General features: G+C 70.6%; 22 protein-coding genes. 10 read left to right on the plus strand and 12 right to left on the minus strand.

All coding sequences use genetic code 11. The features are described from left to right. Nucleotides 1-218: 218 nt before the first annotated feature. The 3 genes from infA to ACIG5F_RS32340 all read right to left on the minus strand — a co-directional run bounded on the left by infA (nt 219) and on the right by ACIG5F_RS32340 (nt 1,605). A complete protein-coding gene (infA, locus tag ACIG5F_RS32330) occupies nt 219-443 on the minus strand; it encodes a translation initiation factor IF-1 (protein WP_396523709.1) in 225 nt (74 codons plus the stop codon). Next, nucleotides 436-1,218 carry a GNAT family N-acetyltransferase gene (locus tag ACIG5F_RS32335; protein ID WP_396523710.1) on the minus strand — a complete coding sequence of 261 codons (783 nt, stop codon included), beginning with the start codon at nt 1,216-1,218 and terminating at the stop codon, nt 436-438. The genes infA and ACIG5F_RS32335 overlap by 8 nt, the downstream gene beginning before the upstream one ends. A 177-nt stretch (nt 1,219-1,395) precedes the next feature. Further along, on the minus strand, nt 1,396-1,605 hold the full coding sequence (locus ACIG5F_RS32340) for a hypothetical protein (RefSeq protein ID WP_396523711.1): 210 nt from the start codon (nt 1,603-1,605) through the stop codon (nt 1,396-1,398). Between the two features lie 190 nt (nt 1,606-1,795). Here ACIG5F_RS32340 and ACIG5F_RS32345 point away from each other — a divergent pair, with 190 nt between their 5' ends. Next, a complete protein-coding gene (locus ACIG5F_RS32345; protein ID WP_396523712.1) occupies nt 1,796-2,287 on the plus strand; it encodes a DM13 domain-containing protein in 492 nt (163 codons plus the stop codon). Nucleotides 2,288-2,514: 227 nt separating this feature from the next. On the opposite strand, the gene ACIG5F_RS32350 is transcribed toward ACIG5F_RS32345, so the two are convergent. Further along, nucleotides 2,515-3,087: a TetR/AcrR family transcriptional regulator gene (locus tag ACIG5F_RS32350; protein ID WP_396523713.1), complete on the minus strand. Its 573-nt coding sequence runs from the start codon at nt 3,085-3,087 to the stop codon at nt 2,515-2,517. A 105-nt stretch (nt 3,088-3,192) separates the two neighbouring features. Here ACIG5F_RS32350 and ACIG5F_RS32355 point away from each other — a divergent pair, with 105 nt between their 5' ends. After that, complete coding sequence (locus tag ACIG5F_RS32355; protein ID WP_396523714.1) at nt 3,193-4,113, plus strand: ketopantoate reductase family protein; 921 nt, start codon at nt 3,193-3,195, stop codon at nt 4,111-4,113. Between the two features lie 163 nt (nt 4,114-4,276). Next, nucleotides 4,277-4,918 (plus strand): DUF998 domain-containing protein, encoded by a 642-nt coding sequence (locus ACIG5F_RS32360; RefSeq protein WP_396523715.1) that lies wholly within the window; start codon nt 4,277-4,279, stop codon nt 4,916-4,918. Nucleotides 4,919-4,970: 52 nt separating this feature from the next. On the opposite strand, the gene ACIG5F_RS32365 is transcribed toward ACIG5F_RS32360, so the two are convergent. Beyond that, on the minus strand, nt 4,971-5,399 hold the full coding sequence (locus ACIG5F_RS32365) for a VOC family protein (protein ID WP_396523716.1): 429 nt from the start codon (nt 5,397-5,399) through the stop codon (nt 4,971-4,973). A gap of 35 nt (nt 5,400-5,434) precedes the next feature. On the opposite strand from ACIG5F_RS32365, the gene ACIG5F_RS32370 reads away from it, so the two are divergent. Continuing rightward, nucleotides 5,435-5,797, plus strand: coding sequence for a hypothetical protein (locus ACIG5F_RS32370; RefSeq protein ID WP_396523717.1), 363 nt, complete (start codon nt 5,435-5,437; stop codon nt 5,795-5,797). A gap of 161 nt (nt 5,798-5,958) precedes the next feature. Here the strand turns inward: ACIG5F_RS32370 and ACIG5F_RS32375 are convergent, their stop codons facing one another. From ACIG5F_RS32375 to ACIG5F_RS32385, 3 genes are all read right to left on the minus strand, one after another. After that, nucleotides 5,959-6,633: an alpha/beta fold hydrolase gene (locus ACIG5F_RS32375; RefSeq protein ID WP_396523718.1), complete on the minus strand. Its 675-nt coding sequence runs from the start codon at nt 6,631-6,633 to the stop codon at nt 5,959-5,961. Nucleotides 6,634-6,778: 145 nt separating this feature from the next. Continuing rightward, nucleotides 6,779-7,447, minus strand: coding sequence for an NAD(P)-dependent oxidoreductase (locus ACIG5F_RS32380; protein ID WP_396523719.1), 669 nt, complete (start codon nt 7,445-7,447; stop codon nt 6,779-6,781). After that, complete coding sequence (locus ACIG5F_RS32385) at nt 7,444-8,262, minus strand: NAD(P)H-binding protein (protein WP_396523720.1); 819 nt, start codon at nt 8,260-8,262, stop codon at nt 7,444-7,446. The genes ACIG5F_RS32380 and ACIG5F_RS32385 overlap by 4 nt, the downstream gene beginning before the upstream one ends. 62 nt (nt 8,263-8,324) lie before the next feature. Between ACIG5F_RS32385 and sigI the strand changes: the two genes are divergently transcribed. After that, entirely contained in the window at nt 8,325-9,128 is an 804-nt protein-coding gene (gene sigI, locus ACIG5F_RS32390; protein WP_396523721.1) for an RNA polymerase sigma factor SigI, read from the plus strand. A 161-nt stretch (nt 9,129-9,289) separates the two neighbouring features. Here sigI and ACIG5F_RS32395 read toward each other — a convergent pair whose 3' ends face one another. Next, nucleotides 9,290-9,760: an SRPBCC domain-containing protein gene (locus tag ACIG5F_RS32395; RefSeq protein WP_396523722.1), complete on the minus strand. Its 471-nt coding sequence runs from the start codon at nt 9,758-9,760 to the stop codon at nt 9,290-9,292. A 2-nt stretch (nt 9,761-9,762) separates the two neighbouring features. Then, nucleotides 9,763-10,083 (minus strand): ArsR/SmtB family transcription factor, encoded by a 321-nt coding sequence (locus ACIG5F_RS32400; protein WP_396523723.1) that lies wholly within the window; start codon nt 10,081-10,083, stop codon nt 9,763-9,765. Between the two features lie 56 nt (nt 10,084-10,139). On the opposite strand from ACIG5F_RS32400, the gene ACIG5F_RS32405 reads away from it, so the two are divergent. Next, nucleotides 10,140-10,493 carry a YchJ family protein gene (locus tag ACIG5F_RS32405; RefSeq protein WP_396523724.1) on the plus strand — a complete coding sequence of 118 codons (354 nt, stop codon included), beginning with the start codon at nt 10,140-10,142 and terminating at the stop codon, nt 10,491-10,493. A 3-nt stretch (nt 10,494-10,496) separates the two neighbouring features. Here ACIG5F_RS32405 and ACIG5F_RS32410 read toward each other — a convergent pair whose 3' ends face one another. Together ACIG5F_RS32410 and ACIG5F_RS32415 are read right to left on the minus strand one after the other, a co-directional pair. Further along, nucleotides 10,497-12,224, minus strand: coding sequence for a lipoxygenase family protein (locus ACIG5F_RS32410; protein ID WP_396523725.1), 1,728 nt, complete (start codon nt 12,222-12,224; stop codon nt 10,497-10,499). Nucleotides 12,225-12,321: 97 nt separating this feature from the next. Then, entirely contained in the window at nt 12,322-13,920 is a 1,599-nt protein-coding gene (locus ACIG5F_RS32415) for a discoidin domain-containing protein (protein ID WP_396523726.1), read from the minus strand. 236 nt (nt 13,921-14,156) lie between these two features. On the opposite strand from ACIG5F_RS32415, the gene ACIG5F_RS32420 reads away from it, so the two are divergent. The 4 genes from ACIG5F_RS32420 to ACIG5F_RS32435 are packed head-to-tail and all read left to right on the plus strand — an operon-like array spanning nt 14,157 to nt 16,905. Then, nucleotides 14,157-14,753 carry an RNA polymerase sigma factor gene (locus ACIG5F_RS32420; protein WP_396523727.1) on the plus strand — a complete coding sequence of 199 codons (597 nt, stop codon included), beginning with the start codon at nt 14,157-14,159 and terminating at the stop codon, nt 14,751-14,753. Then, complete coding sequence (locus tag ACIG5F_RS32425; RefSeq protein WP_396523728.1) at nt 14,746-15,633, plus strand: hypothetical protein; 888 nt, start codon at nt 14,746-14,748, stop codon at nt 15,631-15,633. The genes ACIG5F_RS32420 and ACIG5F_RS32425 overlap by 8 nt, the downstream gene beginning before the upstream one ends. Before the next feature lie 46 nt (nt 15,634-15,679). Then, complete coding sequence (locus ACIG5F_RS32430; RefSeq protein WP_396523729.1) at nt 15,680-16,021, plus strand: ArsR/SmtB family transcription factor; 342 nt, start codon at nt 15,680-15,682, stop codon at nt 16,019-16,021. A gap of 38 nt (nt 16,022-16,059) precedes the next feature. After that, nucleotides 16,060-16,905, plus strand: coding sequence for a hypothetical protein (locus ACIG5F_RS32435; protein ID WP_396523730.1), 846 nt, complete (start codon nt 16,060-16,062; stop codon nt 16,903-16,905). Nucleotides 16,906-16,907: the final 2 nt, after the last annotated feature.

Here is a 16,907-nt window from a genome sequence, read left to right on the forward strand (position 1 = left end):
ATTTTGCGCGGAGGGGGGCGATGGCATAAGCTTGTTGCGTATCGAGGCAGGCGGAGCCTGCCCGATAGCGCCTTGATACGCCATCGCCCAGAGGGCTCCGCGCAAAATCCACCCGGAGTCAGCTGGATAACGGCCCCTCACCCCTCAAGCAGACTCCACCCCGCCGGAACTTTTTCGGCGACGATGGCGGACCGTCGGTCCGCCACCGTCGCCGCCTGCTACGTGCGGTACCGGAACAGGATCCGACCCCTGGTCAGGTCGTACGGGCTGAGCTCGACGAGCACCCGGTCAAGCAGCATGATCTTGATGTAGTTGCGCCGGATCTTGCCGCTGATGTGGGCGAGGACCTTGTGCCCGTTGGCGAGTTCGACCCGGAAGCTGGCGTTGGGCAGACATTCGACGATGGTGCCCTCCACCTCGATTCCGCCTGCTGCCTTAGCCATGGTCGCGCTCCTGTGCCCGATGACGGAGCACCAGCTCCAGATTGCTGCCGACACGCCGCGCGCCGAGGCCCTCGAACAGCGCCACGGCGGCCCGGTTCGATTCGTCCACCTCGGCCGACACCGTCTCAATTTCCTTGTGACGCAACGAGTCCAGCATGTGGGTCAGCAGCGCCCGGCCGATGCCGCGACGGCGTGCCTCGGCCCGGACCGCGACCAGCCCGATCCGGGCGTGCCGACGCCGCCCGGCCACCCGGACCAGCCCCACATACCGACCGGATTCCGTTGCCACCACGTACTTCGACTGATCGAACGGGAAAGCCTCGACCGGCCCGTGGATCACCTCCGCCGGCATCGAGTCCCAGCCGACCGTCGCCTCGACCTCGGCGCGAATCGCGGCGTGCAGCTCGCGCAGCGGGCCTTCCTCCGCCGCGCCGACGGGCGGGATCGCCACGCCCGCCGGCGGCGTCTCCGGCTCGATCTCCGTCGGCACAAGGTATTCCAGCTCGCGACGCCGGGCCGTGAAGCCGGCCCGGACCCAGCTGGTCCGCAGCTCGAGGTCGGCCTCGTCGACCAGGGTGTGCAGCGGGGTCGGCAGATCGGCCAGCATCGCCGCGGCCAGCTGGTCGAAGACCGCCTCGTGCCACGCGTCGATGCTGACGAAGATCCGCCCGTCCGGCCGGGGCGAGGCGTGGCCGCGGCCGACCACCAGGTCGTCCTCCAGCGCGTGCCAATGCCGCTCCGCGACCCGGTTGATCACTGAATGCGCAGTATCCATGGGATGCCGCCTTTCGGGAGTGCCTTGGCGCTCCCGGCGACACCTACAGCGGCCGCCCGACCGTGACCAGGCGAGGGAGCACCCACGTGCTTGCAGCGTTCATGGGGGCCTCACCTCCTCATGCGATGTCACGGTCGAGGGCACGCTAGCAGCCCGACCCCGTCACCGCCGAACCATTTACCACGGCGTGAAGATCATCGGCAGGTTGCGGATGGCCAGCCGCCCGTCGGCGGCGATGCCGGCGTAGGCCCGCCACTCCTCGGGGGTGACGGCCGGGTCGCGAACGATGGTGAGCCCGTGCGAGGCGAACCGGGCCGAGGTCGCGGCCAGCCCGTCGGCCAGCACCTGGGGCGGCGTGGCCGGCAGGATCGCGGTCACGGGGGCCACGACCGAATCCCGCCGCGTTCGGGGCCGGCCAAGACTCGTTCTCCACCGTCCGCGGCGCGACCACACTGTTCGAGGGGCTGTTCCCCGTCACCACCCCGTAAGGTCCGATCGGGATCACCTCGTCGCCCACTCCGCGTTGCACAGGGGGATGGCCGGTCATGGGGGTCGGCCGAACACGGAAGGTGGTCCGATGGGCGCGCTCCTGGCTCGGCGCAAGGTGGTTGTCCCGGTGGCGGCGGTGATCGTGGTGCTCGTGGCGGTAGGCCTGTGGGCGTTCCAGCCGTGGAAGCTGTTCACCAGCAGCACCATCCACGAGCAGCTGGTGTCCGCCCAGGGCACGAACGCGGTGGTGGGCAAGGGAACCTTCCGCTCGCTGGCCCACCCCACCAGCGGCCAGGCCGAGGTGGTCAAGACCGCCGACGGCGACTCCGTGGTGCAGCTGCGGGACTTCAGCACCAGCGACGGCCCCGCTGTGCACGTCTGGCTCAGCGACAAGCCCCAGGACGCCGGCGATTCCGCCTTCGGCAGGGACGGCTACCTCGACCTGGGCTCCCTCAAGGCGACCCAGGGCAACGAGGTCTACACCATCCCGGCCGGCACCGACGTGTCGAAGTACAAGAGCGTGCTGATCTGGTGCGACCGGTTCTCCGTGGGCTTCGGCGTGGCCCCCGTCACCGCCTGACCGCTCACACTCTCAGCCAAGCCCGCGCCGACCCCAGACCACCCACCACACCCAGGCCACCCACAATGCCGGGGCCACCCACAGCCCACCCCAAGATCAAGGGACCTTTCCTCTCGTTCAACGCCAGGAAGGGCCCCTTCACAGCACTTCCCAACGCCAGGAACGGCCCGTTCACTGCGCCCAACGCCAGGAACGGCCCGTTCCTAGCGTCTTCGCATGGGCAGGCGTCAGGGGCGGAGGGTGGCCAGGGCGGCGTCGGCGACGGACTGGAGGGCTGGGCGGCCGGGTTGGCTCTTGGCCAGGACGTTCATGCCCTGCACGACGGCGACCAGCAGGTCCGGGGAGGAGCCGGGGCGGATCTCGCCGGCGGCCTCGGCACGGGAGAGGGCGGCGGCGAAGGCGGCGCGGAGGCTGGCCAGGTGAAAGTCCATCAGGCCGCCGAGTTCGGGATCGCGGCCGGCGAACTCGACGAGGGAGTTGGTGATCAGGCAGCCCCAGCGGCGGTCGCCGTCGACCATGGCGTCGACCAGGTGGGCGAAGTAGTCCCGCAGGCCGAGCAGACCGGTGGGGGCGGCGGTGATGCGGCCGATGGCCTCGCTGGAGACAGTCTGCGCATATCGCCGGAGGGCAGCGCCGAAGAGGTCCCGTTTGGCCCCGAAAGCGGAGTAGACGCTGCCGGGCTGGACCTCCATCGCACGGCAGAGGTCCTGGACGGAGCTGGCCTCGTACCCGCGCTCCCAGAAGGTCCGCAACGCGGCCTCGAGAGCGCGGTCGGTGTCGAAACCCCTTGTCCGCCCCATGAGTGGATTCTAGGTCATCCGTTCAAGAACGGTAATGCTTCGATCATGGACAACGACCCGGTCCCGCCAGCATAGTTGTACGGGTATTCATCTATTGGAGGGCGCATGCGGATCGCGGTGATGGGCACGGGCGGCGTCGGCGGCTACTTCGGCGCACGGCTGGCCGCGGGCGGGCACGACGTGGCGTTCATCGCCCGCGGCACGCAGTTGGACGCCTTGCGCACCAAGGGATTGCGGGTGGAGAGCCCGCGGGGTGACCTGCACCTGCCCGAGGTGGCGGCCACCGACGACCCCGCCACCCTCGACCCCGTGGACCTGGTCCTGTTCGGCGTGAAGCTGTGGGACACCGAGCCCGCCGCGGAGCAGATCCGGCCGCTGCTGCGCCCGGAGACGGCGGTGGTGTCGTTCCAGAACGGCGTGGCCAAGGACGAGATCCTCGGCCGGATCCTCGGCCCCGAGCACGTGCTGGGCGGCGTCTGCTACATCGCGGCGACGATCGCCGAGCCGGGCCTGATCCGGCACTCGGGCCCGATGCAGAAGCTGGTGTTCGGCGAGTACGGCGGCAGGTCGACGGCCCGGGTCGAGGCGTTTCGGGACGCCTGCGCGGAAAGCGGCGTCGACGCCGAGATCAGCCCGCACATCGAACGGGCGATCTGGGAGAAGTTCGTGTTCCTGGTCGGACTGTCCGGCACCACCAGCCTGGCCCGCACGCCGATCGGCCCGATCCGCGCCAACGACAGGTCGCGGGCGTTCCTGCACGACGTGATGGAGGAGGTCGTGGAGGTGGCCCGCGCCTCGGGTGTGCCGCTGCCGGGCAGCTACGCCGACGATCGAATGGCCTTTGTGGACACTGTGCCGGAAACCATGACCTCGTCGATGCATCACGACCTGGAGCGCGGCAACCGGCTGGAAGTGGCCTGGTTGAGCGGAGACGTCATCGATCGCGCCCGCGCCCTCGGCGTGCCGGCCCCGGCCAACCGGGCGGTCGCCGACATGCTGTCCGTGCACGCCGCCGGCCGCCCGTGAGGGAGTGCCGCCGATGAAGCAGATCGTCGAGATCGACGGCGTGGCCCAGGCCTGCGAGGTGAGCGGGTAGGGGCCGGTCGCGCTCGCGCGCTCCGTCGATCCCGACAGGAGACCGACAGCTCACGCCCAGGAAACCCTCAAGATCTCCGGCAACCGTGGAGGCATGACCACTCGCGTCCGCACCCTGGCCATCGGCGGGCTGGCGGTCGGCGCCGCGCTGATCGCGCTGCTGGGCGTGCTGCCCTCGGCCGACAACGTCAGCGTGCTGCGCCAGACCATCAGCCAGTACGGCATCACCGACAACAGCTGGATCTTCAACCTGGCGGTGCTGCTGGTGGCGGCCGGGTCGGCGGCGATCATCGCCAGCCTGCGGGCCGAGCGCCGGCTGCCGACGGCGGCGACGGTGCTGGGCTCGCTGTGGACGGTGGGACTGCTGGTGATCGTGGCGTTCCCCAAGACCAACTGGGCGGTGCAGAGCGCCGGCTCGTTCGGCGGCACGCTGCACCGGATCGCCAGTGTTGTCGCCTTCGTGGCCCTGCCGCTGGCCGTGCTGAGCGCGGCCGGCGCGGCCTTCCCGGACGCCCCGGGCCGACGCCTGCTGACCCGTGCGCTGGCCTGGGCCTCGCTCGGCTGGTTCGTCGCCATCCTCGCCGCGGTGCCGGTGGGCGCGGTGGTCGGCGGCGACTGGTGGGATCTGATCCCGCTCGGGTTGATGGAACGCGGCCTCGCTTTCACGGAGGTGCTGGCCCTGGTGGCGCTGGCGGCCCCGGTGGTGCAGGCCAATGCCGTCACGGTGCGGACCTGACGGTCAGGTCGGCCAAGCCATTCTCACTCCCGTGGCCGAGCCTGACGATTCCTTACTGGCGCGGGGGCGCGACGAAGACGCAGAACGGATGGCCGGCCGGGTCGGCGTACACGTACAGCGGCTCCTGCGGGTCGGCCGACCGATCCATGAGCATCCGGGCCCCCAAGGCCAGGGCCCGCTCGTGCACGGCCTGGAGCTCGTCGGTGGTGGAGACGGTCAGGTCGAGGTGCAGCTGCTGGGCGTGCGGGCCGTCCGGCCACGTCACCGTCGGCAGCGTGTCGACCTGCTGGAAGGCGACCTGGGTGCCTCCCGGGTTGCGCAGCACCAGCCAGTCGCGGCCGCGCGGGTCGGGCTCGCCGGGCGCGGGCGGCTCGTCGCCGTCGCGGTAGTGCAACGCGAGGAACTGGCGGTAGAACTCGGCGAGTCCGCGGGCGTCGGTGGTGTCGAGCACGACCTGGCGGATTTTCGGCACGGTTTCCACACCACGCAGCCTCGCACGGCTCTAGCGTGGCAGCCATGCCGATCACCGAAGACGTCCGCGCCGCGGCCCGTGCCTTCCTCGATCCCGACGACGAGATCCGGTACATCTTCCCGGCGTCGCTGGTGGTGAGCTCTCGGCCGTACGTGCTGATCGTGGTCAGCCGCAAGGCGGTGAAGGTGCTGACCACCGGCCGCTGGCAGGGGCGCCTGCCGCGGGCGGTCGAGGTGGAGTACCCGCGGCAGACCCGGATCGGCCCGGTCACCGTGCACCTGGGCGCGACCTTCAAGCTCGGCGGCATCCAGTACGAGCTGGACGAGGAGTACGTCGCCGTGGTCAACGCCGCCGACCTGGAACGCGGCGCCGGCGAACTCCCGCCCGACCCCCTCCCCGACCTGTAGGCCTCCGCGAGTCCCGCTCAGCGACATACCGAACGCACGTCTCCGGCAGATCTTGGACCGGGTCCAAGACCTGCCGGATAGTCGGTGTGCCGCCGAGCACGCGGCCGCCGGCGGGCAGCCTCCGGACCGCCCGGCGACCACGGTGAAACCGTTGCGGCAGCTCAGTTGTCGTCGACCGCTGAGGCGAGGTCGGCCAGCATCGCCGCCAGTTCGGCCGGCATGGACAGGAACGGCGAGTGGCTGGAGTCGAGGCGGCGGACCTCGTCGGCCCGCCGGGCCATCTCCTCCTGGAGGGACGGCGCGACCGCCTGGTCCCGCTCGCACACGATGTATGTGGACGGAATGTCTCGCCAGCCGGCCCCGGCCTGCCGGTCCCGGGCCGCCTGCGCGCTCTGCGGTCGCAGCCGGGCCACCGCGTCCTGAGCGAGGTCCGACGGCACGTCCGCGTAGAACGTGTCGATCGGGTTGCTGAACGGCGGCAGCAGTTCGAGGTCGGCCGGCAGCTCCCGACCCACGACCGACAGCGCCGAGGTGTCCTCCTCGATCTGGAACGCCGCGAGGTAGACCAGTCGCGCGATGTTCGCGACGCCGACAGACGCCTGCGACACCACCTCACCACCGTAGGAGTGGCCGACCAGCACCACCGGGCCCTCGATCGACGCGACCTTCTCCCTGACCACCTTCGCGTCCGCTTCGAGGCCGTACTCCGGCCCCGTCATGCTGGGCAGGTCGACCGCGTGCGTCGACCAGCCCAGCATGTCCAGCCGCACGCGCAGCGGCTCCCAGCACCACGATCCGTGCCACGACCCGTGCACGAGAACAATCTCCACAGCCATGACGACAACGCTAGGTCGTTGTCGCCGCCGTGATCCACGTCCGAGCGGCATTGTGCTCGTTCGATCAGGGGGCGGTGCCCTCGGTGGTGTCCGTGTCGCACTTGACCGCGCCGGCCCCGTCTCTGCCTCCAGACGGATACGCCGATCAGGTCGCGATGCCGACGCAGTGGCCGATGGACGTGGGATCGTCCAGGCAGGCCAGCATGTAGTGCGCGACATCGGCCCGTGAGATGCTCGGCCCGGCGTGGATGTTCTGTTCGTAGGCCACGCGGTACCGGCCGGTCAGCGGCTTGTCGGTGAGCTTCGGCGGCCGCACCGACGTCCAGTCCAGGCCGCTGGCCCGCAACGCGTCCTCCATGATCGCGAGATCCGCGTAGTGGTCGTGCAGGACCCGCCGCACGATGGGCGTCAACACGTTCCGCATGAGGAAGCCCTCGGCCGGGTCGTGCCGCGGCGGGTTCGGCCGCTCCGGCGACGGCGTGGTGGACACCGGCGCGGCGCTCACCACCACGATCCGCCGCGTGCCGGTGGCCTTCATCGCGTCGATGATCGCCTTGGTGCCGGACGAGGTGATTGCCTTGGCCTGCCGGGCATTGCGCGGCCCGAGCCCGGACAGCACCGCGTCCGCCCCGCCGACGGCCGCCTCAAGCGCGCCGGGCTCCACAGTGGACAGATCGGCCCGCACGGTGTGCACGGTCGAGGGCACCCTGCCCGGGTCCCGCACCACGGCCGTCACCTCGTGGCCGGCGGCCACCGCCTGGTCGAGGACACAGCGTCCAATTCCACCGGTTGCCGCGAAGATCGTGATTCTCATGGCCTCTCCCCGAAGACATAGGCGTTGTCGGCGGCCCAGCGGGCGAAGGTCAGCGCCGGCCGGCCCAGGATCCGCCGCACCTCGTTGGTGACCGGCGCCGGCACGCCGACCGAGCGGGCCTGGTTGGCCAGCAGGCGGGCGGCGAACTCGTCCGGAAACCCCCGGTCGACCAGCGCCTGCCGGGCCACCGCCGGCGGAAACTCCACGTACTCCAGTTTGCGGCCGATCGCGTCGCCGATGGTCCACACCATCTGCTCCTGGGTCAGCGACTCCGGTCCGGTCAGCACCGGCCGCGCGCCCAGCAGGCTATCGTCCAGGAAGGCGCGGACGGCCACCTCGGCGATGTCGCGCTCGTGGATCGGCGACCAGGTCGCCTTCGCGTACGCGCCGTGCACCTCGTCGCCGCGCCGGATCTGCTCCGCCCACAACCCGAACGAGTTGGCCGCGAACGTCCACGGGCGCAGCGCCACCCAGTCCAGGCCGCTGCCCGTGACCGCGCGCTCCACCTCGCGGTTGCGGTCGCCGCGCCAGCGGGACGGCTGCCGGTCCAGCTCGTCGTCCACGTTCGCCGCCGACAACGCCACCACCCGGCGCACGCCATGCCCCTTCGCCTGCCCGATCAGGCCGGGCTCGATCGCGCGGGGATTGGCGAACAAGCCGGTGACTCCCTCCAGCACCGGCTTGTCCACCACCTCTACGATGCGCGGCAGGCCCGCCGGGTTCCGTGCCACCGCACGGACTTTCTGGCCGGCCGCCACCAGCAGTTCCACGAGTGGGCGGCCGACCGTGCCGGACGCCCCGGTTACCAGGATCATGTCTCCACGACGAGGCAGCGGCCGGATTCGTGACATGTCACTTTTTCGGCTGCCCTATCGTCGTGACCACTGTGACTGGCTTCGGTGAGGTGTGGCGGGCCGACCGCCCGTACCTGGTGAACCTGGCGTACCGGATGCTCGGCGACATCGGCGCGGCCGAGGACGTCGTGCAGGAGGCGTTCGTGCGCTGGTCGGCCGCGACCGACGTGGCGGACGACCGGGGCTGGCTGACCGTGGTGACCAGCCGGCTGTGCCTGGACCAGCTGCGGTCCGCCCGGTCCCGCCGCGAGCTGCCCGGCGACGTGCCCGAGCGGCCGCTGGCCGTCGACCCGGCCGACCGGGTCACCCTCGACGACGAGGTCCGCCTGGCGCTTCTCGTTGTGCTGCAACGGCTTGCGCCGGCCGAGCGGGTCGCCTTCATCCTGCACGACGTGTTCGGCCTGCCCTTCGAGTCCGTCGCCGAGACCCTCGGCCGGCCGGTCGCCACCTGCCGTCAACTGGCCCGCCGCGCCCGTCAGCACATCGCCCTGGAACGCAGCCGCCCGGTCGCCGCCGACGAGCACCAGCTCGTCACCGAGCGCTTCATCACCGCCTGCGCCAACGGCGATCTCGACGCCCTGCTCCAGGTGCTGCACCCCGACGCCTGGGGCGCCGGCACCTTCGACCGCGCCTACGAACGCCGCGGCGCGGCCGAGGTCGCCGCCAACCTCCTGCGCTACCTCGGCTCCCGCGCCACCCTCGTCGCCGCCCCGCCCCTGGTCATCGCCTACCTGCGCCGCCGCGAGTTCGCCGTCCTGCGGCTGACCGTGGTCGGCGACCAGGTGACCAGCATCGTCGCCGAAGCCGGCCGCGACCTCCGCTTCTGATACCCCCACCACCCGATCGTGTAGCCCTTGTATCTCGATCCCCGCTGGGAAAGCGCCCTTCCTCCACTCCGATGAGAGGAATGGGCCCTTCCAAGCGGTAAGAGGGGGGTGGGGTGGGTCACTTGGGTGGGTGAAGTTTGGGGGCGGGGGCGGGGGCGGGGTCAGGCGCCCATGGGGGAGCCGGTTTCGACGAAGGTCTTGAGGTCGCTGAGCAGGTAGGGCCAGCCGCCGCCGGCGTCGGGGATGTCGCCGCTGGTCATGGCGGCGGTGAGCGGGGCGTCGGTGGTCTCGTGGGTGACGGTGAGACGGGTGGAGCCGTACTGCTCCTCCAGCTCCCAGGTCAGGGTGGTGACGGTCTCGGCGGCGATCTCGGGGCTGAACATGGCGTGCCAGGTCTGCACGAGACGGCGCGGTGGGTCACACTCCAGCACCTCGCCGTCGATGCAGACCTCGGGGGCGCCGTGCTCGAGCATCTCCTTGTTGGCCAGGGCCCGGAAGGCGCCGCCGGCTCTGAGGTCGTACTCGCTGACGCAGCGGTAGGCGTACTTGTCGTTGAACTCGGGCTGGGTGATGGCGTCCCAGACCTGCTGGGGCTTGGCGTTGATGAACACCCGGTTGACCTGAACGCTCATGGTCACTCCTCGGTCTCGAGCTGGGCCTTGAGGTCGGTGAGCGCCGCCACGCGGGGCTCGCTGAACTTGTCGATCCAGCGGTCGTGGATGAGACGGATGGGCACGGGATTGAGATGGTGCCGCTTCTCCCGGCCGACCCGGCGCGTGAGGACGAGCCCGGCCTCCTCCAGCACCTTGAGGTGCTTGGCCACGCCGAAGCGGCTCATCTCCAGCTCCGCCTCCAGCTCGGACTGCGTCTGCCCGTCCCGGGCGAACAGCAGGTCGAGCAGGAAGCGGCGGGTCGGGTCGGCGAGGGCCTTGAAGACCCGGTCGTCGTCCGTCACGACGGCGAGAATAGGTGACCATTTGGTCACATGTCAACGCACGCGAGAATGACGGCATGACGTGTCCGTGCGGGCTGGGTGGGCCCTACGAGGAGTGCTGCGGGCGGTTCCACCGGGGCGGCAGCGCGCCGACGGCGGAGTTGCTGATGCGGTCCCGTTACGCGGCGTTCGCAGTGGGTGACCGGGCGTACCTGCTCAGGACCTGGCACAGCAGGACGAAGCCCCGCCGACTCACGATGGACGACACGGAGTGGACGGGGCTGGAGATTGTCGACAAGGCGCAGGGTGGACTGTTCGACAAGGAAGGCATTGTCGAGTTCAACGCCCGCTATGCCGGCGGCGTCCTCCACGAGCGCAGTCGCTTCCTGAGGGAGGACGGCAAGTGGGTCTATCTGGACGCCGCCGGCTGAGCGCTAGATGTTGGTGCTGTTGGGGATCAGCGAGGGCCGGAGATAGGTGTAGGGCCGGGAGCGCCGGCGGTTGCGGGCGGTGATCTCCTCATCGACGGCGGCCAGCTCGGCGCGGAAACGCTTGTGCGGGGCGGAAACGGCGGAGCCGGCGAAGTCGGAGCCGTAGTCGCCGAGCGTGGTGTGGTGCACCGAGCCGAGAAAGGTCATCACGCAGAACTGCTGCACGGCGACGTCCAGCGGCGGCAGGTTGGCCAGCCAGTCGGCCTCGCCGTGCCCGAGCCCCTTGGGTTCCTCGGTGTAGCCGGCCAGCGGGTTGGCCGGCAGGAACGCCATGTGGTCGGCCTGCGTGAAGTTGACGGCGGCGTGCTGCGGCCCCGCGGTCCACACCACCATGGTCAGGATCTCGACCAGGTCGTGCCGGTCGAGGATCTGCCCCGGTGTGGCCCCGAAGTCCCGGACCTGCCCGCCATCGGCCGAGGCGACCTCGGCCGCCCAGGCCTGTAGCTCGTGGTCGCCGGCAACGTCCACATCGGACTTGTAGTACGCGCCGACGAAGTCGCTGACCCAGCGGTAGACCGAGTTCCACACCAGCAGGCCGTCGTCCCGGTACGGGTGGTACGGCAGGGCGGAAACGCTGTCGGTGCCGGAGGAAGCCAGCATGGTCGGCAGGTAGTTGTCCCGGAACGAGCGCTTGGACCGGTGTTCGGCCAGCCACGGATAGGTGCTCTTCAGGTCCGAGCCGATCAGGTACTCGACGGCCCGCCCGGGCTGGATCAGCAGCTCCACGGCCAGCTTGTTGATGGACATGGTGCCCTCGAAGTGCCGCCGCAGCAGCACCGCCACCGGGTGGTTCACGGCCAGATTGCGCACCGCGGCGATCAGCACCGGCTCGCTCATCAGGTGGGTGAAACCCAGGTGGGTCAACACCTCGTGGTAGGTGTTGTGCGCGGCCAGCACGCAGTTGCGGGCCAGCCGCCACGAGTAGCCGTCGGCCGGGGTGTAGATGTCCCGGCCGGCCGGGTCCTGTCCACATTGGATCGCGAACGGCTTCAGCGCGCCGCCGCCGCGCGGCACCACGAACGCGACCATCGGCGAGTACATGTACTTGGGCGACTGGGGATGCGTGCCATTGTCCAAAGCGGACATGGCCTCGTAGTCGATCCAGTACACCCGGCCGGCGGCGACGGCCTGGTCGAGGTCCTCGCCCAGATGGGCGGTGGTGAGCGGGAACTTCGCCGGCACCCGGTCCATCCGCACCAGCCGCGTCGGGTCCGGCCCGGCCACCATGACCTCGGCGAAGTACTCGTCGGACTCGAAGTCGGCGGTGGCCGCGGGCGGCGAGACCCGGGCGAACACGTCCCGGAAGGCCTGGATGGTCTTGTCGTGGTGGTCGCCGGTGACGCCGCCGGGCAGCGGCATGAAGTACTCGACGATGCCGGCCATGTCGTTCTCGCGGACCATGGCGGCCAGCTTGTGCGGGGCCAGCGGCTGCAGGTCGTTGACGAAGTTCCACTTGCCCTGGCGCTTGAGCCGCAACAGGTTCAGCCGCAGCTCCTCCTGCTTGGCCAGCGCCTTGAGCTGCCAGGCCGGCGCCGGCTCGTGCTCGGCGCCGAGGGTGGAGGACACCGGGAAGCCGAAGTCCATGGTGTAGCGGTACTCACGCCGCGCGGCGGCGAGCTGGTCGGCTCGCTCGCCGCGCGGGTCGTGCTGGGAGATGAGGTAGTCGGGCAACGCGGGCACTCCTAGGCAGCCGGTGTCTGCTGCCACCAAATCAGGAGTGGCAGCCGCCCGAGCGCCCGTCTGGACTATCAGGCACCCAAGTGTGCACTCAGGACCCGTAGACCTGCATCTCGTAGAGCGAGTAGCCGTAGCTGGTCCCCCGTACGGCGCCGTTCAGTCGCACATAGCGACCGGATCCGGCCAGCCCGGTGAGGTCGTCGCCGCCGCCGTTGCCGGTGGTGGTGCTGTAGATCGTCGTCCACGTGCTGCCGTCGGCCGAGGTCTGGATGGTGTACGACCTGCCGTACGCCGCCTCCCACGACAGCTTCACCTCGGTGATCGAGTGGCTGGCGCCGAGGTCGACCTGGAGCCACTGCGGGTCCGAGCCTTCCTTGCTGGCCCACCGGGACGAGGTGAGGTCGCCGTCGAAGGCCTTGGCGGCGGCGTAGGCGCTGGACTCCACAGAGGACGCGGTGGCGGTCTTCCCCTGGGACAGCAGGGAAGACGGGCCGCCGGCGCCCACGGTCAACGCGAACGTCGCCGACTTGCTGGCCGAGCCGGCGGCGCCGACCACGGTGAACGTGCCGGAAACCGCGCCGCTGGCGGCGGCCACGGTCATCGTGGAGTTGCCGCTGCCGGAAACCGAGGCCGGATCGAACGTCACGGTGACGCCGGACGGCACCGAGGTCGCCGACAGGGCAACACTTCCGGTTCCCCCGGTCACCGCCACCGTGGCGGTGGTCGAGGCTCCCGGCTTGACCGTCGCCGACGCCGGGTTGACCGCGACCGCCAGGCCGGCGGGGCCGGCCGGGCTGAAGGTCCACTTGCTCTGCGTGCCGGAGCAGCTGGCGGCGGTCAGGGTGCCGCCGGAGTCGCGGAAGCACTTCTTGCCGGTCTGGATGTCGTTGATGGTGCCGTCGGGGTTGATGGACAGCTGACTGTTCGGGCCGCCGTCGCACTTGCCGAGCTTGACGCTGCTGCCGGAGATCGTGGCGCACTGGTTGTCGAGGACGAGGAACGCGCCGTGGAAGGTGAAGGTCTGCGCGGCCGAGCCGGTGCAGGCGGCGGTCTTCAGCGTGGTGCTGGAGCCGTCGACGCACAGCCCGGTGGAGTTGTTCTTGTACGAGCCGACGGTCGTGTTGGGCTTGGCCCCGCCGTAACAGGCCCCGGTGCCGGTGTTGAAGATCGGCGTCGAGTCGTAGTCCTCGTTCGACGGCGGGTTGACCACCACCGGCTCCATGGTCGGGGTGTTGTCGGCGTTGTAGTGGGTCAGGGCGTCCTCGCAGTCGATGGCGTCCATCGCGTTGCCGCCCTTGCCGCCCAGCCACAGGTCGATGTGGTGCAGCTTGGGCCCGCCGTTGGGGCCCTTGCCGTTCCAGTCGGCGCTGCACTCCTCGCAGCTGTCCTCCATGATGAAGTACTTGCGCACCCGCGGCACCCACACCTTGGTGCCGGCCTTGTACTCGCCGCTGTCGGTGGCGAAGGTGATCGGGTCGTCGTAGCTGCCGACGCCGCCGGCGGTGTCGTGGATCTGCGGGTACGAGATGTCGCCGCCCGGCGGGGTGTTGTCCCACCAGCCGTAGAAGGTCAGGAAGGTCTGATCGGTGGTCGCCGCGTCGGCGGCCGCGCTGCTGAACAACGCGGCCAGCGCCGACAGGACGACGAGGACAGCGGTCGCCACGGATGTGGCGAGCCTGCGCCGACTCATGTGGTTGCCTCCGGGTCGGAGTTGACGTCTTCGGGCGGGACGCGGCGGCGGGGTGCAGGAAGAGTCCGCCCGAGGCCTCGGCGGCGTCAATATTGTTAGGAAAGTTCTCTAACAATTAGCCCGACGTCACTCGTTCGGAGCAGCGGGCGCCGGGAACTCGGTGCGGCCCATCGGGCAAAAGCCAGTGAGAAGCCGTACGGAGGTCCCATCATGACTACGTGCCCCCGAGGTCGCGGATGACCACACCCCAGGTCGAGGCGCAGGATCGGCTCAGCGTGCTGGCCACCGCGGCCGACGCCACGGTGATCGCCCAGTCGATGGCCCGACCCGAACTGTTCGCGCTGGTCTACGACCGGCACGCGATCACCGTGCACCGCTTTCTGGCCCGCCGCGTCGGCGCGCAGCTGGCCGACGACCTGGCCGCGCAGACCATGCTGGCCGCCTTCGACAGCCGCGGGCGCTTCGACCCGGCCCAGGATTCGGCGCTGCCCTGGCTCTACGGCATCGCCACCAACATGCTGCGCCGGCACACCCGGGCCGAGTCCCGGCACCTGCGGGCGCTGGCCAAGCTCGACCCGTACCCGCTGGAGCAGCGGCACGACGAGACCGTGACCGACCGGGTCAGCGCCGAGGCTGCCGGCCGCGAGCTGGCCGCTGGCCTGGCCCGGCTCAACCCCCAGGAGCGGGACGTGCTGCTGCTGGTGGCGTGGGAGAGCCTCAGCTACGAGGAGGTCGCACACGCCTTGGACGTCCCGATCGGCACCGTGCGGTCACGACTGCACCGCGCCCGCGCCAAGATGCGCACCGCTCTGCTGGAGGTCTCCGATGACTGACCTTGATCGGGTGACCGGCCTGCGTCCCGCCGTCGAGGATCCGAGCCCGGACTGGCTCGCCGCCACCCGCGCGGCCCTGCTGGAACGGGCGGCCGAGCCCCGGCGGCGGCGCGGGCCGAAGGGCGGCGGCCTGGTCGCGCTGGCCGCCGGCGTGGCGGTGCTGGCGGTGATCGCCCTGGTGGTGCCGGCCACCCAGTTGCTGATCGCCGGCCCGAAAACCCAGTACGTCTACGTCAAGGAGGGGTTCAGCACCGAGCCCAACGGCGCGCTCGCCATCGCCGAGGGCTGGTACCCGCTCGACAGCGGCGTGCCGGCGCCCAACCCGCCGTCGAACACCGGGCCCTGCCAGGGCACGAACGGCACCGTGGTGGCCTGCGCGCCCGGAGCCCAGGCCGGCTCGCCCGTGCTCGGGTACGGAGACCAGACGGCCGAGCCGCTCAACTGGTCCTACCGGCAGTTCGCCTCGCTGACCACCGATCCCCAGCAGCTGCGGACCTGGTTCTACGACCTGACCAGGCGCAAGCTCGCAAACACCGGCGCCGTCGACGACGAAGATCTCAACGAGAAGGTGTTCCTCCTGATCGGGGACACCTTGAAGAAGGCGCTCCTGCCGCCGGGGACGGTCACCGCCCTGCACCAGGTGCTGACCATGATCCCGGGGGCTGTGGTCGACCAGGAGGCCGCCGACGCCTCCGGCCGCGCCGGCGTCGGCATCACGCGCCAGGGCCCGACCTACCCGTACCGGACGACGCTGGTCTTCGACCGCACCTCCCATCGCTTCCTCGGGGAGAACAACGTCGACCTGAAGTGGGCGGCCTACATGCCCTCGTTCGTGATCCTGAGCTCGGGCATCGTGGACCGTCTCGGCGACCGGCTCTGAATGCCGGCCTTGCGTTATATAAGCGGCCGGTGGAATCGTCGGGGACGTGCACGCGTTCGACGTCCTCGGCGATCCGGTCCGCCGCCGCATCCTGGAGCTGCTGGCCGACGGCGAGCTGAGCTCCGGCGAGGTCACGGCGGTGATCCGGGCGGAGTTCGGCATCTCCCAGCCGGGGGTGTCCCAGCACCTGCGGGTGTTGCGGGAGAACGGCTTCACCACGGTCCGGGCCGAGGGGACCCGGCGGCTGTACGCGGTCGACCCGGCCCCGCTGGCCGAGATCGACGGCTGGCTGGACCGGTACCGCCGGTTCTGGCAGCAGCCGCTGGACGCCCTGGCCACCGAGATCGCCCGGGGTAAACGCCAGAAACCTCGTCCTCCGATAGAGTGAGACCGACCGGTCGGTATGACACGGAGGGGTTGTCGACGATGACACTGGGGCGCAAAGCCTGGCAGGCGATCGAGCCGCTGCACAGCTTCATCTACTTCGCGCCGGAGGCGGCGCAGCGCTTCGAGGCGCTGGGCCTGGAAGGCGGCTCGGGCTACTTCGCCTCGCGGTCGGCGGCGTTCGGCCCGGCCTCGGCCGAGACGGTCATCGCCACCTTCTTCAACTTCAACCCGGACTTCGTGCGGCACAGCATGGCCCCGGTCTGGGCCAAGGTCACGCCGGAGCAGGTGCTGGCGGCCCGGCTGGAGGCGGCCGACGCGGCCCTGCGCCGCGGGCTGGGCGACCTGATCGGCACGGACGCGATCGCCGAGACGGCGGCGCTGACCCGCAAGGCGGCCGAGGCGGCGAGCGCGCGGCTGGAGGGGCGGCCGCTGTTCGCCGCGCACGCCGCGCTGCCGTGGCCGGCCGAGCCGCACCTGGAGCTGTTCCACGCCCAGACCCTGCTGCGCGAGTTCCGCGGCGACGGCCACATCGCCGCCCTGGTCGGGGCCGAGCTGACCGGCCTGGAGGCGTTGGTCGTGCACGCCGCGACCGGCTACCTGCCGGCCAAGGTGCTGCGCAACACCCGGCAGTGGAGCGAGGAGCAGTGGGCGGCGGCGGCCGACGGGCTGCGCGAGCGCGGAATCCTGGAGCCGGGCGAGGACGAGGTGCTCACCGAGCAGGGCAAGGCCATGCGGCAGGGCGTCGAGGACCTGACCGACCGTCTGGCCGAGCCGGCCTACGCCGCTTTGGGCGAGCAGGGCGTGGACCGTCTCGTCGAGGTGGGCAAACCGTTGTCGGACGCGGTGATCGAGGCCGGCCTGTTGCCGTTTCTCAAGAAGAAGTAACG

Origin of the sequence: Kutzneria sp. NPDC052558, from assembly GCF_044547355.1 — a bacterium.
Classification (GTDB): Bacteria; Actinomycetota; Actinomycetes; order Mycobacteriales; family Pseudonocardiaceae; genus Kutzneria.

Coding starts and splice junctions, on each gene's coding strand:
- infA (WP_396523709.1), bottom strand. CDS start 443: ATGGCTAAGGCAGCAGGCGGAATCGAGGTGGAGGGCACCATCGTCGAA.
- ACIG5F_RS32335 (WP_396523710.1), bottom strand. CDS start 1,218: ATGGATACTGCGCATTCAGTGATCAACCGGGTCGCGGAGCGGCATTGG.
- ACIG5F_RS32345 (WP_396523712.1), top strand. CDS start 1,796: ATGGGCGCGCTCCTGGCTCGGCGCAAGGTGGTTGTCCCGGTGGCGGCG.
- ACIG5F_RS32350 (WP_396523713.1), bottom strand. CDS start 3,087: ATGGGGCGGACAAGGGGTTTCGACACCGACCGCGCTCTCGAGGCCGCG.
- ACIG5F_RS32355 (WP_396523714.1), top strand. CDS start 3,193: ATGCGGATCGCGGTGATGGGCACGGGCGGCGTCGGCGGCTACTTCGGC.
- ACIG5F_RS32360 (WP_396523715.1), top strand. CDS start 4,277: ATGACCACTCGCGTCCGCACCCTGGCCATCGGCGGGCTGGCGGTCGGC.
- ACIG5F_RS32370 (WP_396523717.1), top strand. CDS start 5,435: ATGCCGATCACCGAAGACGTCCGCGCCGCGGCCCGTGCCTTCCTCGAT.
- ACIG5F_RS32375 (WP_396523718.1), bottom strand. CDS start 6,633: ATGGCTGTGGAGATTGTTCTCGTGCACGGGTCGTGGCACGGATCGTGG.
- ACIG5F_RS32380 (WP_396523719.1), bottom strand. CDS start 7,447: ATGAGAATCACGATCTTCGCGGCAACCGGTGGAATTGGACGCTGTGTC.
- ACIG5F_RS32385 (WP_396523720.1), bottom strand. CDS start 8,262: ATGATCCTGGTAACCGGGGCGTCCGGCACGGTCGGCCGCCCACTCGTG.
- ACIG5F_RS32395 (WP_396523722.1), bottom strand. CDS start 9,760: ATGAGCGTTCAGGTCAACCGGGTGTTCATCAACGCCAAGCCCCAGCAG.
- ACIG5F_RS32405 (WP_396523724.1), top strand. CDS start 10,140: ATGACGTGTCCGTGCGGGCTGGGTGGGCCCTACGAGGAGTGCTGCGGG.
- ACIG5F_RS32415 (WP_396523726.1), bottom strand. CDS start 13,920: ATGAGTCGGCGCAGGCTCGCCACATCCGTGGCGACCGCTGTCCTCGTC.
- ACIG5F_RS32420 (WP_396523727.1), top strand. CDS start 14,157: ATGACCACACCCCAGGTCGAGGCGCAGGATCGGCTCAGCGTGCTGGCC.
- ACIG5F_RS32425 (WP_396523728.1), top strand. CDS start 14,746: ATGACTGACCTTGATCGGGTGACCGGCCTGCGTCCCGCCGTCGAGGAT.
- ACIG5F_RS32435 (WP_396523730.1), top strand. CDS start 16,060: ATGACACTGGGGCGCAAAGCCTGGCAGGCGATCGAGCCGCTGCACAGC.